This is a genomic window from Kocuria sabuli (assembly GCF_040981185.1).
GTDB lineage: Bacteria > Actinomycetota > Actinomycetes > Actinomycetales > Micrococcaceae > Kocuria > Kocuria sabuli.
In genome coordinates this window covers 33415-54140 of record NZ_JAVHZE010000020.1, presented here as the reverse complement: position 1 = coordinate 54140, position 20726 = coordinate 33415, and the positions used below count along the sequence as shown (strand labels likewise).

Below are 20726 nucleotides of genomic sequence, written 5' to 3'. Positions count from 1 at the left end.
CGGACCCGCGAGCAGGTCCCCAGGACGCACGGGCGCGGGTCGTCAGCGATCCGGGAGGACCACCCATGAGCAAGCGCATCGCCCTCAACGCCTTCGACATGAGCTGCGTCGGCCACCAGGCCCCCGGCCTGTGGAAGCACCCGCGCTCGCGGGCCGACGAGTACAACACCCTCGAGTACTGGACGGACGTCGCCCAGGTCCTGGAGCGGGGCCTGTTCGACGCGATGTTCCTCGCGGACGTCGTCGGGTACTACGACGTGTACCAGAACTCCGCGGCGCCGGTGATCAAGGACGCCACCCAGATCCCGGTCAACGACCCCTTCATGCAGATCTCCGCGATGGCGGCCGTGACGAAGCACCTGGGCTTCGGGGTGACCAGCGCGATCACCTACGAGCAGCCGTACCCGCTGGCCCGGAAGTTCGCGACCCTCGACCACCTGACGAAGGGCCGGATGGGCTTCAACGTGGTGACGTCCTACCTGAAGTCCGCCGCCGAGAACCACGGGCTGACGGAGCAGATCTCCCACGACGAGCGCTACGAGATCGCCGAGGAGTTCATGGAGGTCTGCTACAAGCTGTGGGAGGGCTCCTGGGAGGACGGCGCGGTCAAGCGCGACCGGGCCAACGGGGTCTTCGCCGATCCCTCCCTCGTGCACCCCATCCAGCACCACGGCAAGTACTTCGACGTCCCCGGCATCGGGCTGACCGAGCCGTCCCCGCAGCGCACCCCGCTGATCTTCCAGGCCGGAGCCTCCTCCCGCGGACGCGCGTTCGCCGGCCGCCACGCGGAGGCGGTGTTCGTGGGCGGCATCCGCCCGGACCTCACCCGCGTGGTGACCGACAAGCTGCGCGACGAGGCGCAGGCCCAGGGCCGGGACCGGGACGACCTCAAGATCTTCGCCATGCTGCACGTGATCGTCGACGAGACGGACGCGAAGGCCGAGCAGAAGCGCCGCGACTACGAGCGGTACGCGGACGCCGACGGCGCGCTGGGCCTCGTGGGCGGCTGGTCCGGCGTGGACCTGGGCCGGTACGACGAGGACGACGTCCTGGAGTACATCAAGACCGACTCGATCCAGTCCTTCCTGACCCCCTTCACCACGGCCGATCCCCACAAGAAGTGGACGGTCAGGGAGGTCGCGAAGCACATCTCGATGGGTGGCATGGGCGTGCCGATCGTCGGCTCCCCGCAGACCGTGGCCGACGAGCTCGAGCGGTGGATCGACGACGGCGGGCTGGACGGCATCAATCTCGCCTACCACGTCTCCCCGGGCTCGTTCGAGGACTTCGTGGAGTGGGTCGTGCCGGAGCTGCAGAAGCGCGGCCGCTACCGCACCGCGTACGAGGGCACCACGCTGCGCGAGAACGTCTACGGCGCCGGACGGACCAAGGTGCTGGACACCCACCCGGCCGCGAGGTACCGGGGCGCCTACGCGGGCAGGGCCTCCGCGGCGGACACGCCCGCCCGCGTGCCCACGTCCTGAGCCGTTCCCCGGTCCGCGCCAGACTTCTCGCGCGGCGGTCTTGGACCTGGCGCGGGAGAGCAGTACGCTAATAGTACAAAGCATGCTTTCCATGACCGTCCGCCATTCCGGGATCCGCGACCCGGGTCACCGCAGACACGAAGGAAGCGAGGCACGACCATGACGACTCCCGCCGCACGGCCGGACCGCCGCACCAACCACCGCTCGCCCGTCCAGACGGCAGCCCTGCTCTACGGGGCCGTCTTCCTGCTCGTGGGCCTCGCCGGGTTCATCCCCGGCATCACCACGAACTACGACCAGCTCATGGTCGCCGGCCACGAGTCCGAGGCGATGCTGATGGGCATCTTCCAGGTCTCCTGGCTGCACAACATCGTCCACCTGCTCTACGGCGTCGCCGGCATCGCCCTGTCCCGCTCCGGCTCCGGCGCCCGCAACTTCCTGCTGTGGGGCGGCCTGGTCTACCTCGTCCTGTGGATCTACGGCCTGCTCGTGGGGCACGAGTCGCAGGCGAACTTCGTCCCCCTGAACAGCGCCGACAACTGGCTGCACCTGTTCCTGGGCGTGACCATGGTGGCCCTGTCCTTCCTGCGCCGCGACACCCGCGACCGCAACACCACCGGCCCCGCCTACTGACCCGGCCGGCCCACCGCGCCGCACGATGACGACGGCTCCCCCACCTCGGTGGGGGAGCCGTCGTCGTCGGTGACCGGTCAGCCGGCCGGGGCGGCGCTCCAGCGCAGCAGGGCGGCGATGTCGACGCCGTCGGGCAGCGCCCCGGGAGCGAGGAACACGGGGCGGGCGTCCGTCAGCAGCGCGGCCCGCACCAGGGCCTCGGCGGCCGGGACCCGGCCGAGCGCCGTGGCGCCCAGGGCGTCCGCCTCGTCGACGGCGATCCACGGCTCGGCGTCCAGCACGACCAGCTCCGCCTCCGCGTCGAGGGCGTTCTCGTCGATGAGCACGGTCTCCGCCTGCGCCTGCTGCAGCGCGGCGACGACGGGGGCGACCCCGTGCACGGCCGTGCGGTCCGGACCGTTCTCCTGCTCCGCGAGCCGTTCCAGCAGCGCCTGCTGCCGGCGGGCGATCAGCTCGCCCACGGAGCGGTCGATCTGCTCCGCGAGGTCGGCGGAGTCGCTGCCGTCGGCGCGGGTGTTGGCGTTGACCATGCTCACGAGGGGCTGGACCGCCTTGGACAGCTGCTCCTCCACGAGGCCCCGCGCCCTCATGTCCCCGGCGAGGACGACGAGCTGGGCGCCGCTCTCGGCGACGGCCTTGTCGATCTGCTCGGCGACCTGCTCCGTGTTGCGCCGCCACACGACCTCGGTGTGGCGCTGCCAGCGCGCCTGGGACCAGCCGCCGCCGGGGAACTTGTTGATGTGGTTGGTCTCGCCCTCGATCTGCTGCTCGCCCTCGGCCCTGCGCCCGCTGGCGCGCTGCAGCCGGATCTCGCCGCCGTCCCGGCTGACCTCGGCGACGACGTAGGGGAAGTCGTCGGGGCGGTGGCGGAACAGGGGGGTGAGGTCCGGGGCCGCGTCCACCCTGACCACGCCGGGCCCGGCCAGCGGTCCGGGCAGCACCTCGTCGATCTCCACGGTGCCGTCGCGCACCACGAGGAACCGGCTCACCGGGTCCGGCAGGCCCTCCGCCGGTCGCACCGCGGCCTCCACCGCGGCGAGGTCCGCCCGGGCCGCCCCCTGCCGCTCGAGTTCCCGGCAGATGTTCTCCGGCAGGACGTCGATCGCGTGGAGCGAGTCGACCGTTCCCGTGCTGATGTCCGCGTACACGGTGCACCAGGGGCCCTTGCTCTTGAACAGTTCGGCGTAGCGGTGGAATCGGCTCGTCATGATGGACAACTCCTGCTGTTGAGCGGTGCTTCCTGTGGTGCAGACCACGTTATCGGACGGTCCGGGGCTGGGAACAGAAGACGCGGCGAGTATGGTCGGTCTCACGCGACCGGTCGCGCGACCGGTCGCCCCGTTGGTCCCACGACGCAGGAGGTAGCCATGAGCGACGCACTCGGCCCGAGCGGCGAGTACAACGAGGCCGACCGGCTCGAGCAGTCGATCGACGCCCAGCCGCCCGAGATGGACGACCAGGACTCCGAGGCGGCCGTGCAGGCCCCCGAGCGCTCGGAGGCCTCCTCCCTGGAGGCGAATCCGGCCGACATGGAGGAGCAGGACCAGGAGGTGGGCCTCGAGGACCCCGACGAGGGGTCCACGCTCGAGCAGCTGTGACTCCGGCGCCGCGCGGGGCACCCGGCCGGGCCGGGGCCCCGCGCGGCCGTCCTCCCGGACCGCGGACCGGCCGCCGCCGGAGGGCAGGACCACTCCCTCGGCGCCGTCCCGGTCTCGGGCGGAGCGGGCGCGGAAGAATTCTCCGAGAAAAAATGTGACCTGCTGCATCCAGGAGGGCATCGGCGCCGGTAGTACGGGTGCAAGGTCGATTCCGCTTCCCCCGGGGAGCCCGTTCAAGGAGCAATCATCATGCGCAAGACCCTTTCCGCCGCAGCAGTCCTCGGCCTCGGTGCCGGTGCCCTCACCATGACCCCCGCGTTCGCCGCCGAGCACGCGGAGCTCTCCGTGCTCCACGGCGTCCCGGACACCGTCGTGGACGTGTACGTGAACGGCGACCTGACTCTGGACAACTTCGAGCCCGGCACCCTGGCGGGCCCGCTCGAGCTGCCGGCCGGCAGCTACGACCTCGCGATCACGGCCCCGGACGCCGCCGACGCCTCGGAGCCCATCATCGGCCCCGTGACGGCCCAGCTGGAGACCGGGATGAGCTACACGGCCGCGGCCCACCTGGACACCGAGGGCAACCCGACGGCCGCCCTGTTCACCAACGACATGTCCGAGATCGAGGCGGGCAAGTCCCACCTGACGGTCCGGCACGTGGCGGCGGCCCCGGCCGTGGACGTCCTCGCCGGTGGCCAGCCGATCATCACGGGGCTGGAGAACCCGAACGAGGAGACGCTGCCGGTCGACGCGGGCACGGTCTCCGCGGCCGTGGCGGCCGCGGGCACCACCGAGCCCGTGATCGGCCCGACCGACCTCCAGCTGGCGGAGGGCACCCACAACATCGTGTACGCGTGGGGCTCCCTCGAGGCCGGTAACCTGGCCCTCGCCGTCCAGACCCTGGAGGGCATGGAGCAGGCGCCCGGGGCGGTGCCCGGCGGGCAGTCCGGTCTCGCGGCCCAGGAGCAGCGCACGATGCTGACCGCCGGCCTCGCGGCAGCCGGCGCGCTCGGGCTGCTCGGCGCGGCCTTCGGCGCCCGCCGGGTGCTCGCGGGCACCCGCCGGTAGTGAGCCGCCCCGGCAGCCACGGTCCGGGTGCGCGGCAGGCTCCGGCCCACCGCGCACCCGGGCCCGCTACTCCCGGCGCCCGTCGTCGTCGCCTGGCGGCGGTGGGCGCCGGGGCCCTCGCCTCCGTGTCGCTGCTCGTCGCGGCGGCCGTCACCGCGCTCCCCGCGGAGGGCGGCGCCCCACCGGCCGGGCCCCTGGCGGCCGGTCCGTACGCCGGATCCGGGACCGTGCCGGTCCCGGCCGTGGACCGTCCGGAGGTCGCCGCGCCGCCGGCACGGATCCCCGAGCAGGTGCCCGTGGCCCCCGCCACCCAGGCGCCCGCCCAGGAGGTCCCCGCGCCGGTGCGGGTCGTCGTGGACGGGTCGCCGATCGACATGCCGGTGGTGCCGGTGGGGGTCGAGGACGACAGCGTCATGACCATCCCGGACAACCACGTGGAGCTCGGCTGGTACCGGTACGGGCCGGCTCCCGGCGCGGACGAGGGCGCCGCGGTGGTGGCGGGCCACGTGGACACCCTCACCGAGGTCACGCCCATGGCCCGGCTGAAGGACGTGCCGGTCGGGGCGGAGGTCCGGGTGGAACGGGCGGACGGCAGCGTCCTGCGCTACCGCACCGAGTCCGTCCGGCACGTCCACAAGAGGTCCCTCGCGGACGCGGACCTGTTCCGCCGCACCGGCGAGCCCGTTCTCCACCTCGTGACGTGCGGCGGGGAGTGGCTCGAGGAGATCGGGGACTACGAGGACAACGTGGTGCTGAGAGCGGTTCCGGTGCCCTGAGGAGCGGGAGGATGCGGTGTCCATGACCGGATGGGCCGTGTCCACTAGGCTGGGCACGACGCCGACGCCCGGGGAGCACCCGGCCGCCGGCCCCGACGACCACCGGCCCCCGAGGAGCCCTCGCACGATGCCGACGCCGCCCCCGCAGTGGGGACCCGAGCTCGACACCGCGTTCGCCGCGGGGGACGAGCACGCGCTCAGCGCTGCCTACCGGCACTGCGCGGGCGTCATCCGCGGTCTCGCGGTCCGGTCCCTGCGCGACGAGGCCGCGGCGGACGACGTCGTCCAGGAGGTCTTCGTCCGGGCATGGAAGTATCGGTCCGGGTACCGGCCGGAGCACTCCTCGGCCCCCGCCTGGCTCGTCGGGATCGCACGCAACTGCATCGTCGACGCCGCGCGCAGCGCGGGCCGCGAGGCGGAGCGCCGTGAGGCGGACGCCGTCCGGTCGGACCGGGAGCCGCGGCACGAGGAGGCGGACCTGCTCGTGGACCGGCTCGTGGTGCGGGCGGAGGTCGAACGGCTCGGCCCGCCCCGCTCGACGATCATGGCGCTGGCGTTCTACGAAGAGCTCACCCACCAGCAGATCGCCCAGCACCTGGACCTGCCGCTCGGCACGGTCAAGAGCCATCTGAGGCGTGGCCTCACCAACCTACGGACACGATTGAAGGACGACCATGGCGCACCTGAGTGAGGAGACGCTGACGCTCCTGGCTCTGGGTGAGGCCGACGACCCCCGGAGCCATGACCACCTCTCGGCGTGCCCGGAATGCGCCGCGGAGCTCGCCGACCTCGAGCACGTGGTGCGGGCCGGCCGCGCGGAACCGACCGCCCCCGCGGCGCCCGGGCCCGGGGTCTGGGCCGCGATCCACGCCGAGCTGGGCCTGTCGGACGACGTCGCGGCGGACCCCTTCGGGGGCACCCGGGAGACAGGGACGGACGAGGCCCCCGGCCGGGCCGTGCCCGCCGCCGGTGGTCCCCACGACGACGCCGGCGCGACCGTCGTGGACCTCGCGTCCCGCCGCCGGCGCGGGGTGCCCTACCCGCTCGCCGCGGCCGCGGCCGCGGCCGCGCTGCTGGTGGGCGGCGCCTCGGTGTGGGGTGCGCAGCGGCTGGGCCTGGGGCCGGAGCCGCAGGTCCTGGCCACGGCGGAGCTGGAACCGCTGGCCGGCTACACCGCCCGGGGCACGGCCGAGGTGGACGAGCGCCCGGACGGGACCCGCCGGCTGGTGGTGCGCACCGATCCCGCCGACGTGGACGGGTTCAAGGAGGTCTGGCTGCTCGCGCCCGACGCGCAGCGGATGGTGAGCCTGGGCGTGATGGCCGGCGACGAGGCGGAGTTCGTGCTGCCGGAGAACCTGGACGTCGGGGAGTTCCCGGTCGTGGACGTCTCCGACGAGCCGGTCGACGGCGACCCGACGCACTCGGGGGACTCGATCGTGCGGGGCGTCCTGGAGGCCTGAGCGGGCCGGATCAGAGCAGGGCCGAGGTCAGCCGGGCCACGTTGTCCGCGTACTTGTGCCACAGCGGCCGCCGCTTCCACTCGTCGAAGTCCAGCAGCGTGCTGGTGGCGTGGTACTCGTCGACCACCGCGTCCATCCGCCGCCGGAACTCGCGGTCCACGATGTACACGGACACCTCGAGGTCGAGGGCGAAGGAGCGCTCGTCCATGTTGGAGGAGCCGATCACGGAGACGTAGTCGTCCACGAGCACGAACTTGGCGTGCAGCACGGTGGGGGCCCGGTACCGGTAGATCTTCACCCCGGCCTCCACGAGCTCCTGGTAGTAGGAGGCCTGGGCGTGGTAGGCCAGGAAGTGGTCGGAGGTCTCGCCCACGAACAGCTGCACGTCCACCCCGGACTGCGCCTCGGTGGTGAGCGCGTGCATCAGCGACTCGTCGGGCACGAAGTACGGGCTCGCGATGACGATCCGCTCGTTGGCGTTGTAGATGAGGTGGTTGAACAGGCGCAGGTTGTTCTCCGTCTCGAACCCGGGCCCGGAGGGCAGCACCTGGGCGAAGACGGGTCCTTCGACGTCGGCCAGCTCACGGTTGACCTCGTCGAGCAGGAGGTCACCGGTCTCGGAGTACCAGTCGCTCGTGAACAGGGCGTTGAGCTCGGCCACGACCGGGCCGCTGCACTGGATCATCAGGTCCTTCCACACGAGGCCCTTCCGCAGGTTCTTCCGCTTGTTGTAGGAGCGGTGGATGACGTTCTGCGATCCGGTGAAGGCGAGGTCGCCGTCGACCACCAGGATCTTGCGGTGGTTGCGCAGGTCGGGCCGCTGCCACTCGCCCCGCCACGGCCGCACGGGGAGCATGCGCTGCCACGGGAAGCCGGAGCGGTCGAAGTGCTCGACGAGCTCCCGGTAGCCCGGGTAGCCGACCGAGCCGAGGTGGTCGATCAGCACGCGGACCCGCACGCCCCGCTCGTGGGCGCGCACCAGGGCGTCGAGGAGCACCCGGGAGGTGTCGTCGATGGCCACGATGTAGAACTCGAAGTGGACGTAGTCCTCGGCCCGGTCCACCGCCTCCGCCATGATCCGGAGGCACTCGTGGTTGTCCGTGAGGATCTCGAAGGAGTTGCCGCCGACCATGGGCAGCGCCCCGAGCTTGTAGTTGAGCGCCGCGGTGGACTCGATCCAGTCCGGCAGCTGCTCCTGGGCGTTGCCGAGGATGTGGGAGTCGGGGGTGTTCTCGCGGATGACGTCGTTCATCTTCGCCTGCATCGCCATCCGCTTCCGGGGCAGCCGGGCGGAGCCGATCACCAGGAAGAGGAGCAGCCCCAGGATGGGCAGCAGGAAGATGGCCAGCAGCCACGCCAGCGCGACCGACGGGCGGCGGTTGTGCGGGATCCAGCCGAGCGCCACGAGGCGCACGGTCCAGTCGACCACGACCAGGGACGCGATGATCCACTCGGGCAGCGTGTCGAGGGCCAGCAGGTCGTAGGGGAAGAAGCGGGCGTCCACCACGTCAGCCTAACGGCGCCGTGCTGCCGGGCCCGCCCGGGTCAGGCGGGGCGCGGCATGAAGTAGTCGGTCTCCAGGCCCGGGCTCTCGCGCTGGACGAAGCCCGCCGCGACCAGCGCCTGCGCGGCCGGGGCGTTGTCCCCGGGCACGCTCGCCCGCACGCCGGTGACGGAGGCGTGCGTGAACGCCACCCGCAGGAGCGCGGCGATCCCCTCCTGCGCGTACCCCCGGTCCCGGTGCTCCGGCGTCAGGGAGCCCACGACCTCCAGCTCGTCGTCGATCGGGGGGCCCACGAAACCGGCGGTGCCGACGACCTGGCCGGTCGCCTTCTCGACGACGGCCATCCGGGCGTAGACGGACTCCGTGAAGAAGTAGCCGCCGGCCAGCAGGGACTCCCGGGCGAAGTCCACGTCCGCCGCCCCGGGGAACCCAGCGGAGAAGTGCGGCGCGGTCTCGCCCGCCGCCACGGCGTCGAGCTCCTCGGCGGTGAACGGGCGGAGCAGGAGCCGGTCGGTCTCCAGGACGGGTGCCGGGCGCAGGGCCTCGAGGTCCTCAGTCATGCTGGTGCTGCTTTCTGCGTGCGCGGGGCGCGCGGGGTACGGAACAGGATCCGGGGACGCCCGCGCCCGGGGCGGGGGCGTCCCCGGGGATCAGCCGAAGTACTTCGGGAGGGTGCCCTCGTGGGCCTCGCGGAGCTCGTCCAGGCCGACGCCGAACTCGCCCTGGACGTCGAGCGCGTGGTTCTCGGCGTCCACGACGCCGATCCGCGTGTGCGGGTAGGACCGCATGGTGCACATGTCCTTGAACCGCACCTCCTCGCTGCGCGGCACGGCCACCACGGCCCGCCCCTGCGTCTCGGAGAAGAGCATGGTGAACAGGTCCACGCCGTCGCGCTCGCACACCTCGCCCAGGCCGATGCGCGCGCCGACGCCGAAGCGCAGCGCCATCTCCGCCAGGGTCGCGGCGAGGCCGCCCTCGGCGACGTCGTGGGCGGCGTCGATCATGCCGTCGCGGGACATGTTGATCAGCAGGTCGCCGAGCAGCTTCTCCCGGGCGAGGTCCACGGCCGGGGGGAGCCCGCCGAGGTGCCCGCGCAGGTTCGCCCACTCGGAGCCGTCGAGCTCGTCCTGCGTGGTGCCGAGCAGGTAGATCGCCTGGCCGTCCTCCCGCCAGCCCGAGGGGGTGCGGCGGCGGACGTCGTCGAGCACGCCCAGCATCGCCACCACGGGGGTCGGGTGGATGGCCACGCCCCCGGTCTGGTTGTACAGGGACACGTTGCCGCCGGTCACGGGCACGCCCAGCTCCTGGCAGCCGTCGGCGAGCCCGCGCACGGCCTCCGCGAACTGCCACATGGTCCCGGGGTCCTCCGGGGAGCCGAAGTTCAGGCAGTCGGAGACGGCCGCGGGGCGGGCGCCGGAGGTGGCCACGTTGCGGTAGGCCTCGGCCAGGGCCAGCTGCGCGCCGGCGTACGGGTCGAGGTAGGCGTAGCGGCCGTTGCAGTCCGTGGACAGGGCCACGCCGAGGCCGGTCTCCTCGTCCACGCGGACCACGCCGGCGTCGTCGGGCATGGCCATGGCGGTGTTGCCCTGGACGTAGCGGTCGTACTGGTCGGTGACCCAGTCCTTGGCGCACAGGTTGGGCGAGGCCATGAGCTCGAGGACGGCGTTCCTGAGCTCCGCGCCGGAGGGCCGGGAGGCGTCGGCCGGGGAGCCGCTGAAGTGCTCGCCCTGGATCCGGTCCTGGTCCGCGGGGCGGTGGTAGGGGCGCTCGTAGACGGGGCCCTCGTGGGCGACGGTGCGCGGGTCGACGTCGACGATGACCTCGCCGTCCCACTCGATCACGAGCCGTCCGGTGTCGGTGACCTCGCCGATCCACGAGTACTCGACGTCCCACTTGGCCATGACCGACTCGAAGTCCGCGACCCGCTCCGGGGTCACGACCGCCATCATGCGCTCCTGCGACTCGGACATCAGGATCTCGCCCGGGGTCAGCGTCGGGTCGCGCAGCAGCACGGCGGTGAGGTCCACGTGCATGCCGCCCTCGCCGTTGGAGGCCAGCTCCGAGGTGGCGCAGGAGATGCCCGCGGCGCCCAGGTCCTGGATGCCCTCCACGAGGGAGCCCTTGAACAGCTCGAGGCAGCACTCGATGAGCACCTTCTCCGCGAAGGGGTCGCCCACCTGCACGGCCGGCCGCTTGGACGGCTTGGCGTCGTCGAAGGACTCCGAGGCCAGCACCGAGGCCCCGCCGATGCCGTCGCCGCCCGTGCGGGCGCCGAACAGCACCACCTTGTTGCCCACGCCGGAGGCGTTGGCCAGGCGGATGTCCTCGTGGCGCATCACACCGACCGCCAGCGCGTTGACCAGCGGGTTGCCCTGGTAGACGGAGTCGAAGACGACCTCGCCGCCGATGTTCGGCAGGCCCAGCGAGTTGCCGTAGCCGCCCACGCCCGCGACGACGCCGTGCACCACGCGCGCGGTGTCCGGGTGGTCGATCGCGCCGAAGCGCAGCGGGTCCATCACGGCCACCGGGCGGGCGCCCATCGAGATGATGTCGCGCACGATCCCGCCCACGCCCGTGGCGGCGCCCTGGTAGGGCTCCACGTAGGACGGGTGGTTGTGGGACTCGATCTTGAAGGTCACGGCCCAGCCGTCCCCGAGGTCCGTGACGCCGGCGTTCTCGCCGATGCCGACCATCAGGTCCTTCTTCATCTCCTCGGTGACCTTCTCGCCGAACTGGCGCAGGTGGACCTTGGAGGACTTGTAGGAGCAGTGCTCGGACCACATGACCGAGTACATCGCCAGCTCCGCGGCGGTGGGGCGGCGGCCGAGGATCTTCTTGATCTCCTCGAACTCGTTGTCCTTGAGGCCCAGCTCGGCCCAGGGCAGCCCGGTGTCGGGGGTGCCCGTCGCGTGCTCGACGGTGTCCAGGTTGAAGTGCTTCTCGCTCATGGAGTGTTCGGTGTCCCTTACTTGACCAGTGCCTTGAGGGCGGAGACGAACAGGCCCAGCCCGTCCGTGCCGTCGCGCATGCCGACCTCGCCGGCGGCCGAGGAGTCCGCGCCGAAGCCCGGCTCCACGGCGTGCTCGGGGTGCGGCATGAGGCCCACCACGTTGCCGCGGGCGTTGGAGATGCCGGCGATGTCCCGGCGGGAGCCGTTGGGGTTGAAGCCCACGTACCGGAAGACCACGCGACCCTCGGCCTCGAGGGCGTCGAGCGTCCTCTCGTCCGCCACGTACTGGCCGTCCTGGTTCTTCAGCGGGATCACGATCTCCTGGTCCTGCTCGAACTCGGTGGTCCACACGGTCGCGTTGTTCTCCACGCGCAGGCGCTGGTCCCGGCACAGGAACTTCAGGTGGTCGTTCTTGACCATGGAGCCCGGCAGCAGGTGCGACTCGGTCAGCACCTGGAACCCGTTGCAGATGCCCAGCACCGGCAGGGGGGAGGAGCCGGAGGTGCCCGCGGCGTCCGCGGCCTCGACGACCCGGTCCATGATGGGGGCGAAGCGGGCGATGGCCCCGGCCCGCAGGTAGTCGCCGTAGGAGAAGCCGCCCGGCAGGATTACCGCGTCGACGTCCTGCAGGTCCTCGTCGGCGTACCAGAGGGGGACGGGGGTCCCGCCGGCGAGAGTGACGGCCCGCGCGGCGTCGCGGTCGTCCAGGGTGCCGGGGAAGGTCACCACGCCGATCCGGGCGCCCGCGAGCGCGGTGTCCGGTGCGGGGCTGGAGAGGTCCGCGATCAGCGGGGTCTCGGCGCCGGGCATGCTCAGTTCTCCTCGGTCCGGGTCTCGGTCTCGTCGAGCACGGCCACGCGCACGACGTCCTCGATGACGGGGTTGGACAGCAGCTTCTCGGCGGCCTCGCGCGCCTGGGCCAGGACGTCCTCGGTGGCCTCGCCGTCGACGCTCAGCTCGAAGCGCTTGCCCTGGCGCACGCCGGCGAACCGGTCCAGCCCGATCCGGGGCAGTTCGTTGGCGATCGCCTTCCCCTGCGGGTCGAGGATCTCGGGCTTGGGCATGACGTCGACAACAATGCGGGCCATCGGGGAACTCCTGAGGGTCGTGCAGCGGGCCGGGATCCGGCGAACGGTGACCATCCTATCGTTTTGCCACACGCCGGGGCCGCTGGGCGGCGGCCGATCCCGGGGGTGTGGTACGGGCCACGCCGCGGGTGCCCCGGGCCCCGGGCTCCAGGGCGGTTCCAAGCTGTGTGCGGTAGACCCTGGTCCCATGACGAGTACCACGAGCGCCGCGGGAGCGGCGGGGGCCGGGCACGACCCCGCCCGGCTGGTCTCCACCTACCGGAGCGTCCTCACGTGGCTGGGGCTCGGCACCGCGCTCGGGGCCGTGGCCGAGCTCGCGATGCTGCGGCACTGGCAGGGCCCCGGACAGATCGTGCCGTGGGCGCTGCTGGCCGTGCTGCTGGCCGCCGCCGTGGCCTGGCTCGTGCGGCGCCGCACGTGGACCGCCCGGGCTGCGCGCGCCGCCGGGGCGCTCGCGGTGCTGGGCAGCGGCTACGGGCTGTACGAGCACCTCAAGGGCAACCTGGCGGACGGGGCCCTCGACCCCCGGTACGCCGAGGTCTGGGCCTCGATGTCGGCCCCGGCCCGGTGGTGGGCCGCGGGCACCGGCGCCGTGGGGGAGTCCCCGCTGCTGGCGCCGGGGATGATCGGGCTGGCCGGGGCGCTGCTGTGGCTCGCGACCCTCCGCTGGCGGCGTGGGGCCGGCTGACGTGGGAACGCCGGGCGCCGCCGGGGTCGACCGTCCGGGGAAGACCGCATAAAGTGGACAGGGTGCTGATCATCGGGGTGCTCCGGTGACCGGTGCGTGCACCGTCCGGAACCCCAGAGACCTCGGAAGGACCACGTCATGAGCCAGCCAGAACAGCAGCAGGACGTCCCCGGTGTGCAGCCGGAGATGACCCCCGTCCCGGACTGCGGCGAGCAGAGCTACCGCGGATCCGGCAAGCTCGAGGGCAAGGCCGCGATCATCACCGGCGGGGACAGCGGCATCGGCCGCGCCGCCGCGATCGCCTACGCCCGGGAGGGCGCCGACGTCCTCGTGGCCTACCTCGAGGAGGACGAGGACGCGCAGGACACCGCCCGCTGGATCGAGGAGGCCGGGCGCCGGGCCGTCCTGGTGCGCGGCGACCTCTCCGACGCCGCGCACTGCCGGGCCGTCGTGGAGCGGGCCGTGCAGGAGTTCGGCAAGGTCGACGTGCTCGTCTCCAACGCCGCCTACCAGATGACCCGCGAGAGCCTGGACGAGATCAGCGACGAGGAGTGGGACTACACGTTCCGGCTCAACGTCGGGGCGATGTTCCACCTGGCCAAGGCCGCGGTGCCGCACATGGCCCCCGGCTCGGCCATCATCGGCAGCTCCTCGGTGCAGTCCGACCAGCCGTCCCCGCAGCTGGCCCCCTACGCGGCCACGAAGGCCGCGATCGCGAACTTCTCCGCCGGTCTCGCGCAGATGCTGGGGGAGAAGGGCATCCGCGTCAACAGCGTGGCCCCCGGTCCGATCTGGACGCCGCTCATCCCGGCCACGATGCCCCCGGAGAAGGTCGGCGCCTTCGGCGACGACGTCCCCCTGGGCCGGGCCGGGCAGCCCGCCGAACTGGCGCCCGTGTACGTGCTGCTGGCCTCCGACGACGGCAGCTACATCTCCGGGTCCCGGGTCGCGGTCACCGGCGGCAAGCCGGTCCTGTGACGGCCCGCCCACGGCCCGCCGTGGCCCTGAGCGAGCTGTCCCCCCGCCGGGACGGCTACGTGGAGCTGCGCTCCTACGCGGCCATCGGCGACGGCCGCACCGTGGCGATGGTGGCCCACGACGGGTCCGTGGACTGGTACCCGGTGCCGGACCTCGACTCCGCCCCCACGTTCGCGCGGCTGCTCGACGCCGAGCACGGCGGGTGCGTGGAGCTGTCCCCGGCCGGCCCCTGCGAGACCAGCCGCAACTACGTGCCCGGCACCAACGTCCTGCAGACCACCTGGACGACCCCCACCGGCGTGGTCCGGGTGACCGACTCCCTCAACGTCGGCTCCACCGGGCAGCTGCCGTGGAACGAGCTGGCGCGCACCGTGGAGGGGGTCTCGGGGAAGGTGCCCATGACCTGGCGCGTCACCCCCGGGACCATGTTCAACACCGTCTCGCCGTGGATTCAGGACACGGAGCAGGGCCCCGTGCTGCGCGTGGACGCGGCCTCGTTCGGCGTGCGCTCCGAGGCCCTGGGGGAGTGCGTGGTGGGCGGGCAGGAGATCTCCGGGCGCTTCGGCACCACCCCCGGCTCGCAGCACCTGCTCGCGATCGTCTCGACGCACGGCGAGCCCCTGCGGCTGCCCACCCCGGCGAGCATCCGCAAAAACGTGGACCTGACCCTCGACATGTGGCGGCGCTGGACCGACCTGCTGGAGTACGAGGGCCCCTACCGGGCCGACGTCGAGCGCAGTGCCCTCACGCTGAAGCTGCTCAGCCACGACCCCTCCGGCTCGATCGCCGCCGCGGCCACCACCTCGCTGCCCGAGAACCGGGCCGGCACCAAGAACTACGACTACCGCTTCGCCTGGGTGCGCGACGCCGCCTACACGCTGCACTCCCTGTTGCGCCTGGGCGAGCAGGAGGACGTGCACGCCGCGGTGTCCTGGCTGCTGCGCCTGGCCCGGGCCCAGTCCCCGGAGCTGCACGTGCTCAACCGGCTCAACGGCGAGGTGCCCGGCGACGGCATGACCGTCTACGAGGCCCCCGGGTGGCAGGGCATCGGCCCCGTGGTCTCGGGCAACGCCGCCGCCGACCAGCTCCAGCTGGGCGTGTTCGGGGACCTCTTCGACATGGTCGACCTCTACGTGGGGGGCGGCAACGTGCTCGACGCGGCCACCGGCCGGATGCTCGCCGACGTCGCCGACGAGATCTGCGACCTGTGGCGCCGTCCCGACGCCGGGATGTGGGAGCTGCCCGAGCACCGCCACTACACGAGCTCCAAGATGGGCTGCTGGCACGGACTCGACCGCGCGGTGCACCTGGCCGACGTCGGGCAGATCCCCGGCAGCGCCGACCGCTGGCGCGCGGAACGGGACCGGATCGCCACGTGGATCGACGAGAACTGCTGGAACGCCGAGCGCGGGGCCTACGTCTGGTACCCCGGCACGGACGAACTCGACACCTCCGTGCTGCTGCACGCGATCAGCGGCCTGGACCGGGGCCCGCGGATGAGCTCCACCGTCGACGCGCTGCGGGAGGAGCTGGGCACCGGCCCGCTGCTGCACCGCTACAGCGGGATGCAGCACGAGGAGGGCGCCTTCGTCGCCTGCTCGTTCTGGGCCGTGGCGGCCCTCGCGCACGTGGGCCGGCGGGACGAGGCCTGTCGGCTCATGGACGAGATGCTCGCCCTGGGCAACGACCTGGGGCTCTACACCGAGATGATCGACCCCGCCGACGACTCGTTCCTCGGCAACTTCCCGCAGGCCCTGAGCCACCTGGCGCTGCTGACGGCCGCCCTCACGCTGGAGGACACCGCCGGGCCGTGACCGGCGGTGCCGCCCGCGGCCGGGCCACGGTCGCGCCGATCCGGTCGCGGCCCGGACCGCACCGGTCGATGAGTACCGTTCGGTCGGCACCGGCCGTTCAGTGCCGGTCGGCGGAGATGAACTCCACGAGCTCTCCGACGCGGTCCTCGGGCAGGGAGCGGGCGACGTCCGCCTGGCTGACCATCCCGACGAGGTCGTGCCCGTCGATCACCGGCAGGCGGCGCACCTGGTGCTCCTGCATGGTCCGGAGGGCCTCCTCGACGCTGTCGTCGGCGCCGATGGTCACGGGCTTGCCCCGCGCGAGCTCCCGGGCCCGCGCCGTCCGGGCGTCCCCGCCGGCCGCGATGCACTGCACGACGATGTCGCGGTCGGTCAGCATGCCGACGAGCCGGCCGTGCTCCCCGCAGACGGGCAGGGCGCCGACGTCCAGGTCCTTCATCTTCCGCGCGGCCGCCTCGAGGGTCTCGTGCTCACCGATGCACTCCGCACCGGGGGTCATGATCTCGCGTGCCTTCGACATGGCTGCTCCTCCTGCTCGGTGGACGACCGCCGGCGGGCCGGCGGTCCGTGGCACCAGGGTAGGAGCCGCGACCGGGCCTGTCTGCCCCCGGGGACAGGACGGTCCCGGCGCCGTGGGGCCGGCCTGGAACAATGGGGCCATGACCCAGCACCCTCCGACGACCACCCCGGGACTCAGCGGCCGGGACGCCGAGCGCCTCGCGGACGCCCTCGCCTCCCGGGACGTGACGGTCTTCGTGGACGGCACGTCCCTGCGCCTGCCCGAGGGGCCGCGCGACGCCGTCGTCGACCTCCTGTCCCGGCTCACGCGCGGGGAGAGCGTCACGGTGACGTCCTCGGCGGCGCCCCGGGGCGACGCCGAGGAGGAGCCGGCCGACTCCGAGGAGCTGCTGACGACCTCGCAGGCGGCCGCGCTCGCGGGGATCTCGGCCACCTATCTGCGCAACCTCACCGCCGAGGGGGTCATCCCCGTGCAGTACCGGGGCAGCCACCGCCGGATCCGGCGCTCGGACGTCCACGCCTGGCTGGGGCGTCACGGCGACGACGCAGCGCCCTCCGCGGCGGACCTCCTGACGACCTCGCAGGCGGCCGCGCTCGCGGGGATCTCGGCCACCCATCTGCGCAACCTCACCACCGAGGGCGTCATCCCCGTGCAGTACCGGGGCAGCCACCGCCGGATCCGGCGCTCGGACGTCGACGCCTGGCTCGCGGGGCGGCAGCGGCGCGACGAGGGCGGAGCGTCCGCGCCGGACTGATCCCGGCTCAGCCGAAGCGGGCCAGGACCCAGCCGTCGACCACGTCGACCGCGGCCGCGGGCAGGTCCTTCGCCGGGTCCGGCGGTGCCACCCGTCCGGCGGCGAGGGCCAGCCGGGAGCCCACGAACCGCCCGTCGGGAGCGAAGACCCAGAAGTGGTTGGGGCACTCGAACGTCCCGGCGCGCCCGGCGGCCTCCCGGCACACGACGGCCTGCTGGTGCGGGCAGGTGTTGCGCAGCACGTGCAGCACGCCCCGGGCGTCACGGGTGACGAGCACCTGCCCGGTGCTGGAGGGGGCCGTCACGAAGTCGAGCGGGTCCGGGACCGCGGAGGCCTCCACGATCCGCTCCCACTCCCCGGCTGAGCTCATGCGGCGGCGCCGCCGGTGGCGTGCTCCGGGTCGAGCAGCTCGAGGGCCTCGACCAGCCGGTGGCGCAGCGGTTCGGCGCGGCGGGCGAAGTCCCGCTGCCGGCGCACGTACTCGGCCTTGCCCTCCGGGGTCTCGATCCGCACGGGCTCGTAGCCCCAGCCGGACAGGTCGTAGGGCGCGGCCCGCATGTCCGTCTCCCGCACGTCCCAGGCCAGCTCGAAGCAGTCCAGGAGCAGCTCGGAGGGGATCGCGGGCACGAGCTTGTACGCCCACTTGTAGAGGTCCATGGTGGCGTGCAGGCACCCGGGCTGCTCCATCCGGCGCTGGGACTGCCGGGTCGGCTGCAGCTCGTTGAGCGGGACGGCCTGGGGCTGGAAGAACCGGAACGCGTCGAAGTGGGTGCAGCGGATCCGGGCGGACTCGACGACGGCGTCGGTGCCCTCCGCGCCCAGGCGCAGCTCGAGGTACTCGTGCCGGATCTCGTTGTCCTCCGAGCGGTAGGCCATCGCCCACTCGTGCAGCCCGAAGCAGCCGAAGAAGCCGGGGTTGCGCGCGTGCGCGCCCAGGACCGCGCGCGCGAAGTCCACCGCCGCCGCCCGCCGCTCGCGGAAGGCGGCGTCGTCGACCGTCACGGCCCCGCTGGCGGCGTCGAGCCCGAGCGCCGCGAGCTCGGAGCCGGTGAGCGGCCGGTAGAACCTCTCCCCGGCGCGCCCGGCCGCGTCCAGCAGCACGACGCCCGCCCCCGGGTGCCAGCGCTTGAGCTGCGCCGGCTTGAGCGTGTAGTAGGTGAACAGGAAGTCCTCGACCGGGTGCTCGGCTCCGCGGTGCCGGCGGGCCACGAACGGGTCCGCGTAGCGTGCCGCGCGCCGCTCGTGGGCGAGCGCACGCGGTTCCCAGTCCGCCCGGGACAGCACGGCGACGGGGCGGGTCACCGGACCCGGCCCGTCGCCGACGGGCCGGTGGAGCGCGGGAGCGGGGTCAGCGGCCCGTCCCCGCGTACACCGTGGCCTCCTCGTCGGAGTCCAGGCCGAAGGCGCTGTGCACCACGCGCACGGCCTCGTCGAGACGCTCGGCGGACGTGACGACCGAGATCCGCACCTCCGAGGTCGAGATCATGTCGATGTTGATGTTCGCGGAGGCCAGCGCCTCGAAGAACGTGAAGGTCACCCCGGGGTTCGACTTCATCCCCGCCCCCACGAGCGAGAGCTTGCCGACCTCGTCGTCGTACTCCAGGCCCGCGTAGCCGATCTTCTCCTCGGCGGCGCGCAGCAGGCTCATGGCGAGATCGCCCTGGGACTCGTCCACCGTGAAGGAGAGGTCCGTGAGGGGGTTGTCGCCGGTGGAGATGTTCTGGACGATCATGTCCACGTTGACCTTGGCCTCGGCGAGCAGGCGGAAGATCCGGGCGGCGATGCCGGGCTTGTCCGGCACGCCGACGACGGTGACCTTCGCCTGGGTGCGGTCGTGGGCGATGCCGGAGATGAGCGGCTGTTCCAACGGGATCTCCTTCGGGGAGGTGGCGGCGTCTTCGGGGCCCGGGATGACCCAGGTGCCCTCGTTGTGGCTGAAGGACGAACGGACGTGCAGCTTCACGCCGAAGCGGCGGGCGTACTCGACGCAGCGCAGGTGCAGGATCTTCGCGCCGTTCGCCGCGAGTTCGAGCATCTCCTCGCTGCTGACCACGTCCAGCTTGCGCGCCTTGGGCGCGATGCGGGGGTCGGCGGTGAACACGCCGTCGACGTCCGAGTAGATCTCGCAGACGTCGGCGTCCAGGGCCGCGGCCAGCGCCACGGCGGTGGTGTCCGAGCCGCCGCGGCCCAGCGTGGTGATGTCCTTGGTGTGGCGGTGCACCCCCTGGAACCCCGCGATGATCGCGATGTTGCCCGCGTCCAGGGACTCGCGCACGCGCAGCGGGTTCACCTCCACGAGCAGGGCGGCGCCGTGCGCGCCGTCGGTGACCATGCCGGCCTGCGACCCGGTGAAGGACTGGGCGGGCGCGCCCATCCCGGACACCGCCATGGCCAGCAGCGCCATGGAGATGCGCTCACCGGCGGTCAGCAGCATGTCGAGCTCACGGGCAGGGGGCTTGCGGGTGACCTCCTGGGCGAGGTCCAGGAGCTCGTCCGTGGTGTCGCCCATCGCGGAGACCACCACGACGACGTCGTGGCCCCGGTTGCGCGTCTCGACGATCCGCCGTGCAACGCGGCGGACGCCGTCGGCGTCCGCGACGGAGGATCCACCGAACTTCTGCACGATCAGGCTCATGGGTTCAACTCCTGTGGTCGAGGGTGGCCGGAGCCTGCGGTCGGTCCCGGTCCGTGCACCCGCTCCCCGCGGCAGGGCACCAGGACATCGTAGCGCGAGCGTGTCAGACGACGACCGTGCGGCCCTCGAACGCCCGGCCCAGCGTCACCTCGTCGGCGTACTCGAGGTCGCCGCCCACGGGCAGCCCGGAGGCCAGGCGGGTCACGCGCACCCCGAGGGTCTTGAGCATCCTGGAGAGGTAGGTGGCGGTGGCCTCGCCCTCCAGGTTCGGGTCGGTCGCGAGCACGACCTCCTGGACGGTGTCGTCGGAGAGCCGCGTCATGAGCTCACGGATGCGCAGCTGGTCGGGGCCGATGCCCTGGATGGGGCTGATCGCCCCGCCGAGCACGTGGTACCGGCCCCGGAAGCTGCGCGTGCGCTCGATGGCCATGACGTCCTTCGACTCCTCGACCACGCAGATCACGCTGCCGTCCCGGCGGGCGTCGCGGCAGATGGCGCACTCGTCGAGCTCGGACACGTTGCCGCAGATCCGGCAGAACTTGACCTTGTCCTTGACCGCCGTCATGGCGTCGGCCAGCCGGCGGACGTCGTCCTTGTCGGAGTCGAGCAGGTGGAACGCGATCCGCTGCGCGGACTTCGGCCCGACCCCGGGCAGCCGGCCCAGCTCGTCGATCAGATCCTGAACAGCGCCTTCGTACACGTTCTCCTCGATTCCCGGGCCGGTCCGCGGCCCTCCTGATCGTTCTCGGCCACGGTGTCACCGGGGCGTCCGTGCG

The 20726-nt window shown here is 72.7% G+C and carries 22 protein-coding genes; 11 read left to right on the top strand and 11 right to left on the bottom strand.

Annotated elements, in window-relative coordinates:
• The first annotated feature begins 65 nt into the window (after positions 1-65).
• Positions 66-1484, top strand: coding sequence for an LLM class flavin-dependent oxidoreductase (locus RE027_RS15555; protein WP_368809183.1), 1419 nt, complete (start codon positions 66-68; stop codon positions 1482-1484).
• A 159-nt stretch (positions 1485-1643) separates the two neighbouring features.
• Positions 1644-2117 (top strand): DUF4383 domain-containing protein, encoded by a 474-nt coding sequence (locus tag RE027_RS15550; protein WP_368809182.1) that lies wholly within the window; start codon positions 1644-1646, stop codon positions 2115-2117.
• Between the two features lie 77 nt (positions 2118-2194).
• Here the strand turns inward: RE027_RS15550 and RE027_RS15545 are convergent, their stop codons facing one another.
• The gene (locus RE027_RS15545) at positions 2195-3325 is read right to left on the bottom strand and encodes a baeRF2 domain-containing protein (RefSeq protein WP_368809181.1); all 1131 of its coding nucleotides are present in this window, start codon (positions 3323-3325) and stop codon (positions 2195-2197) included.
• Between the two features lie 159 nt (positions 3326-3484).
• On the opposite strand from RE027_RS15545, the gene RE027_RS15540 reads away from it, so the two are divergent.
• The 5 genes from RE027_RS15540 (at position 3485) to RE027_RS15520 (ending at position 7019) form a co-directional block, all read left to right on the top strand.
• Positions 3485-3715: an Rv3202a family protein gene (locus RE027_RS15540; protein WP_368809180.1), complete on the top strand. Its 231-nt coding sequence runs from the start codon at positions 3485-3487 to the stop codon at positions 3713-3715.
• A 249-nt stretch (positions 3716-3964) separates the two neighbouring features.
• Positions 3965-4783, top strand: a complete 819-nt coding sequence (locus tag RE027_RS15535; RefSeq protein ID WP_368809179.1) for a DUF4397 domain-containing protein — start codon at positions 3965-3967, stop codon at positions 4781-4783.
• Positions 4784-4884: 101 nt separating this feature from the next.
• Positions 4885-5559, top strand: coding sequence for a class F sortase (locus tag RE027_RS15530; protein ID WP_368809178.1), 675 nt, complete (start codon positions 4885-4887; stop codon positions 5557-5559).
• Between the two features lie 127 nt (positions 5560-5686).
• Positions 5687-6250 carry an RNA polymerase sigma factor gene (locus RE027_RS15525; protein WP_368809177.1) on the top strand — a complete coding sequence of 188 codons (564 nt, stop codon included), beginning with the start codon at positions 5687-5689 and terminating at the stop codon, positions 6248-6250.
• Positions 6234-7019: an anti-sigma factor domain-containing protein gene (locus RE027_RS15520; RefSeq protein WP_368809176.1), complete on the top strand. Its 786-nt coding sequence runs from the start codon at positions 6234-6236 to the stop codon at positions 7017-7019. The genes RE027_RS15525 and RE027_RS15520 overlap by 17 nt, the downstream gene beginning before the upstream one ends.
• Positions 7020-7029: 10 nt before the next feature.
• Here RE027_RS15520 and cls read toward each other — a convergent pair whose 3' ends face one another.
• From cls to purS, 5 genes are all read right to left on the bottom strand, one after another.
• Entirely contained in the window at positions 7030-8523 is a 1494-nt protein-coding gene (gene cls / locus RE027_RS15515; protein ID WP_368809175.1) for a cardiolipin synthase, read from the bottom strand.
• Between the two features lie 41 nt (positions 8524-8564).
• Positions 8565-9083 (bottom strand): GNAT family N-acetyltransferase, encoded by a 519-nt coding sequence (locus RE027_RS15510; protein WP_368809174.1) that lies wholly within the window; start codon positions 9081-9083, stop codon positions 8565-8567.
• Between the two features lie 90 nt (positions 9084-9173).
• Positions 9174-11471: a phosphoribosylformylglycinamidine synthase subunit PurL gene (gene purL / locus RE027_RS15505; RefSeq protein ID WP_368809173.1), complete on the bottom strand. Its 2298-nt coding sequence runs from the start codon at positions 11469-11471 to the stop codon at positions 9174-9176.
• Positions 11472-11488: 17 nt separating this feature from the next.
• Positions 11489-12283 (bottom strand): phosphoribosylformylglycinamidine synthase subunit PurQ, encoded by a 795-nt coding sequence (gene purQ, locus RE027_RS15500; RefSeq protein ID WP_368809172.1) that lies wholly within the window; start codon positions 12281-12283, stop codon positions 11489-11491.
• A 2-nt stretch (positions 12284-12285) separates the two neighbouring features.
• Positions 12286-12561 (bottom strand): phosphoribosylformylglycinamidine synthase subunit PurS, encoded by a 276-nt coding sequence (gene purS / locus RE027_RS15495; protein WP_368809171.1) that lies wholly within the window; start codon positions 12559-12561, stop codon positions 12286-12288.
• Between the two features lie 187 nt (positions 12562-12748).
• Here purS and RE027_RS15490 point away from each other — a divergent pair, with 187 nt between their 5' ends.
• The 3 genes from RE027_RS15490 to RE027_RS15480 all read left to right on the top strand — a co-directional run bounded on the left by RE027_RS15490 (position 12749) and on the right by RE027_RS15480 (position 16041).
• Positions 12749-13249 (top strand): hypothetical protein, encoded by a 501-nt coding sequence (locus RE027_RS15490; RefSeq protein WP_368809170.1) that lies wholly within the window; start codon positions 12749-12751, stop codon positions 13247-13249.
• Between the two features lie 138 nt (positions 13250-13387).
• Positions 13388-14227, top strand: coding sequence for an SDR family oxidoreductase (locus tag RE027_RS15485; RefSeq protein ID WP_368809169.1), 840 nt, complete (start codon positions 13388-13390; stop codon positions 14225-14227).
• Complete coding sequence (locus tag RE027_RS15480; protein WP_368809168.1) at positions 14224-16041, top strand: glycoside hydrolase family 15 protein; 1818 nt, start codon at positions 14224-14226, stop codon at positions 16039-16041. The genes RE027_RS15485 and RE027_RS15480 overlap by 4 nt, the downstream gene beginning before the upstream one ends.
• Positions 16042-16138: 97 nt before the next feature.
• Here the strand turns inward: RE027_RS15480 and RE027_RS15475 are convergent, their stop codons facing one another.
• Positions 16139-16561, bottom strand: coding sequence for a CBS domain-containing protein (locus RE027_RS15475; RefSeq protein WP_368809167.1), 423 nt, complete (start codon positions 16559-16561; stop codon positions 16139-16141).
• 139 nt (positions 16562-16700) lie between these two features.
• Here RE027_RS15475 and RE027_RS18305 point away from each other — a divergent pair, with 139 nt between their 5' ends.
• Entirely contained in the window at positions 16701-17315 is a 615-nt protein-coding gene (locus tag RE027_RS18305; protein WP_438612444.1) for a helix-turn-helix domain-containing protein, read from the top strand.
• Between the two features lie 7 nt (positions 17316-17322).
• Here the strand turns inward: RE027_RS18305 and RE027_RS15460 are convergent, their stop codons facing one another.
• The 4 genes from RE027_RS15460 to recR all read right to left on the bottom strand — a co-directional run bounded on the left by RE027_RS15460 (position 17323) and on the right by recR (position 20650).
• Positions 17323-17685 carry a Rieske 2Fe-2S domain-containing protein gene (locus RE027_RS15460; protein ID WP_368809166.1) on the bottom strand — a complete coding sequence of 121 codons (363 nt, stop codon included), beginning with the start codon at positions 17683-17685 and terminating at the stop codon, positions 17323-17325.
• Positions 17682-18617 carry a 3-methyladenine DNA glycosylase gene (locus tag RE027_RS15455; RefSeq protein WP_368809165.1) on the bottom strand — a complete coding sequence of 312 codons (936 nt, stop codon included), beginning with the start codon at positions 18615-18617 and terminating at the stop codon, positions 17682-17684. Before RE027_RS15455 ends, RE027_RS15460 begins: the two co-directional genes overlap by 4 nt.
• Positions 18618-18663: 46 nt before the next feature.
• Positions 18664-19950 (bottom strand): aspartate kinase, encoded by a 1287-nt coding sequence (locus tag RE027_RS15450; protein WP_368809164.1) that lies wholly within the window; start codon positions 19948-19950, stop codon positions 18664-18666.
• Between the two features lie 103 nt (positions 19951-20053).
• Entirely contained in the window at positions 20054-20650 is a 597-nt protein-coding gene (gene recR / locus RE027_RS15445) for a recombination mediator RecR (protein ID WP_368809163.1), read from the bottom strand.
• Positions 20651-20726: the final 76 nt, after the last annotated feature.

Coding starts and splice junctions, on each gene's coding strand:
- RE027_RS15475 (WP_368809167.1), bottom strand. CDS start 16,561: ATGTCGAAGGCACGCGAGATCATGACCCCCGGTGCGGAGTGCATCGGT.
- RE027_RS15520 (WP_368809176.1), top strand. CDS start 6,234: ATGGCGCACCTGAGTGAGGAGACGCTGACGCTCCTGGCTCTGGGTGAG.
- RE027_RS15510 (WP_368809174.1), bottom strand. CDS start 9,083: ATGACTGAGGACCTCGAGGCCCTGCGCCCGGCACCCGTCCTGGAGACC.
- RE027_RS15490 (WP_368809170.1), top strand. CDS start 12,749: ATGACGAGTACCACGAGCGCCGCGGGAGCGGCGGGGGCCGGGCACGAC.
- RE027_RS15460 (WP_368809166.1), bottom strand. CDS start 17,685: ATGAGCTCAGCCGGGGAGTGGGAGCGGATCGTGGAGGCCTCCGCGGTC.
- purQ (WP_368809172.1), bottom strand. CDS start 12,283: ATGCCCGGCGCCGAGACCCCGCTGATCGCGGACCTCTCCAGCCCCGCA.
- RE027_RS15525 (WP_368809177.1), top strand. CDS start 5,687: ATGCCGACGCCGCCCCCGCAGTGGGGACCCGAGCTCGACACCGCGTTC.
- RE027_RS15545 (WP_368809181.1), bottom strand. CDS start 3,325: ATGACGAGCCGATTCCACCGCTACGCCGAACTGTTCAAGAGCAAGGGC.
- RE027_RS15550 (WP_368809182.1), top strand. CDS start 1,644: ATGACGACTCCCGCCGCACGGCCGGACCGCCGCACCAACCACCGCTCG.
- RE027_RS15450 (WP_368809164.1), bottom strand. CDS start 19,950: ATGAGCCTGATCGTGCAGAAGTTCGGTGGATCCTCCGTCGCGGACGCC.
- RE027_RS15485 (WP_368809169.1), top strand. CDS start 13,388: ATGAGCCAGCCAGAACAGCAGCAGGACGTCCCCGGTGTGCAGCCGGAG.
- RE027_RS15555 (WP_368809183.1), top strand. CDS start 66: ATGAGCAAGCGCATCGCCCTCAACGCCTTCGACATGAGCTGCGTCGGC.
- RE027_RS15540 (WP_368809180.1), top strand. CDS start 3,485: ATGAGCGACGCACTCGGCCCGAGCGGCGAGTACAACGAGGCCGACCGG.
- RE027_RS18305 (WP_438612444.1), top strand. CDS start 16,701: ATGACCCAGCACCCTCCGACGACCACCCCGGGACTCAGCGGCCGGGAC.
- purS (WP_368809171.1), bottom strand. CDS start 12,561: ATGGCCCGCATTGTTGTCGACGTCATGCCCAAGCCCGAGATCCTCGAC.
- RE027_RS15535 (WP_368809179.1), top strand. CDS start 3,965: ATGCGCAAGACCCTTTCCGCCGCAGCAGTCCTCGGCCTCGGTGCCGGT.
- purL (WP_368809173.1), bottom strand. CDS start 11,471: ATGAGCGAGAAGCACTTCAACCTGGACACCGTCGAGCACGCGACGGGC.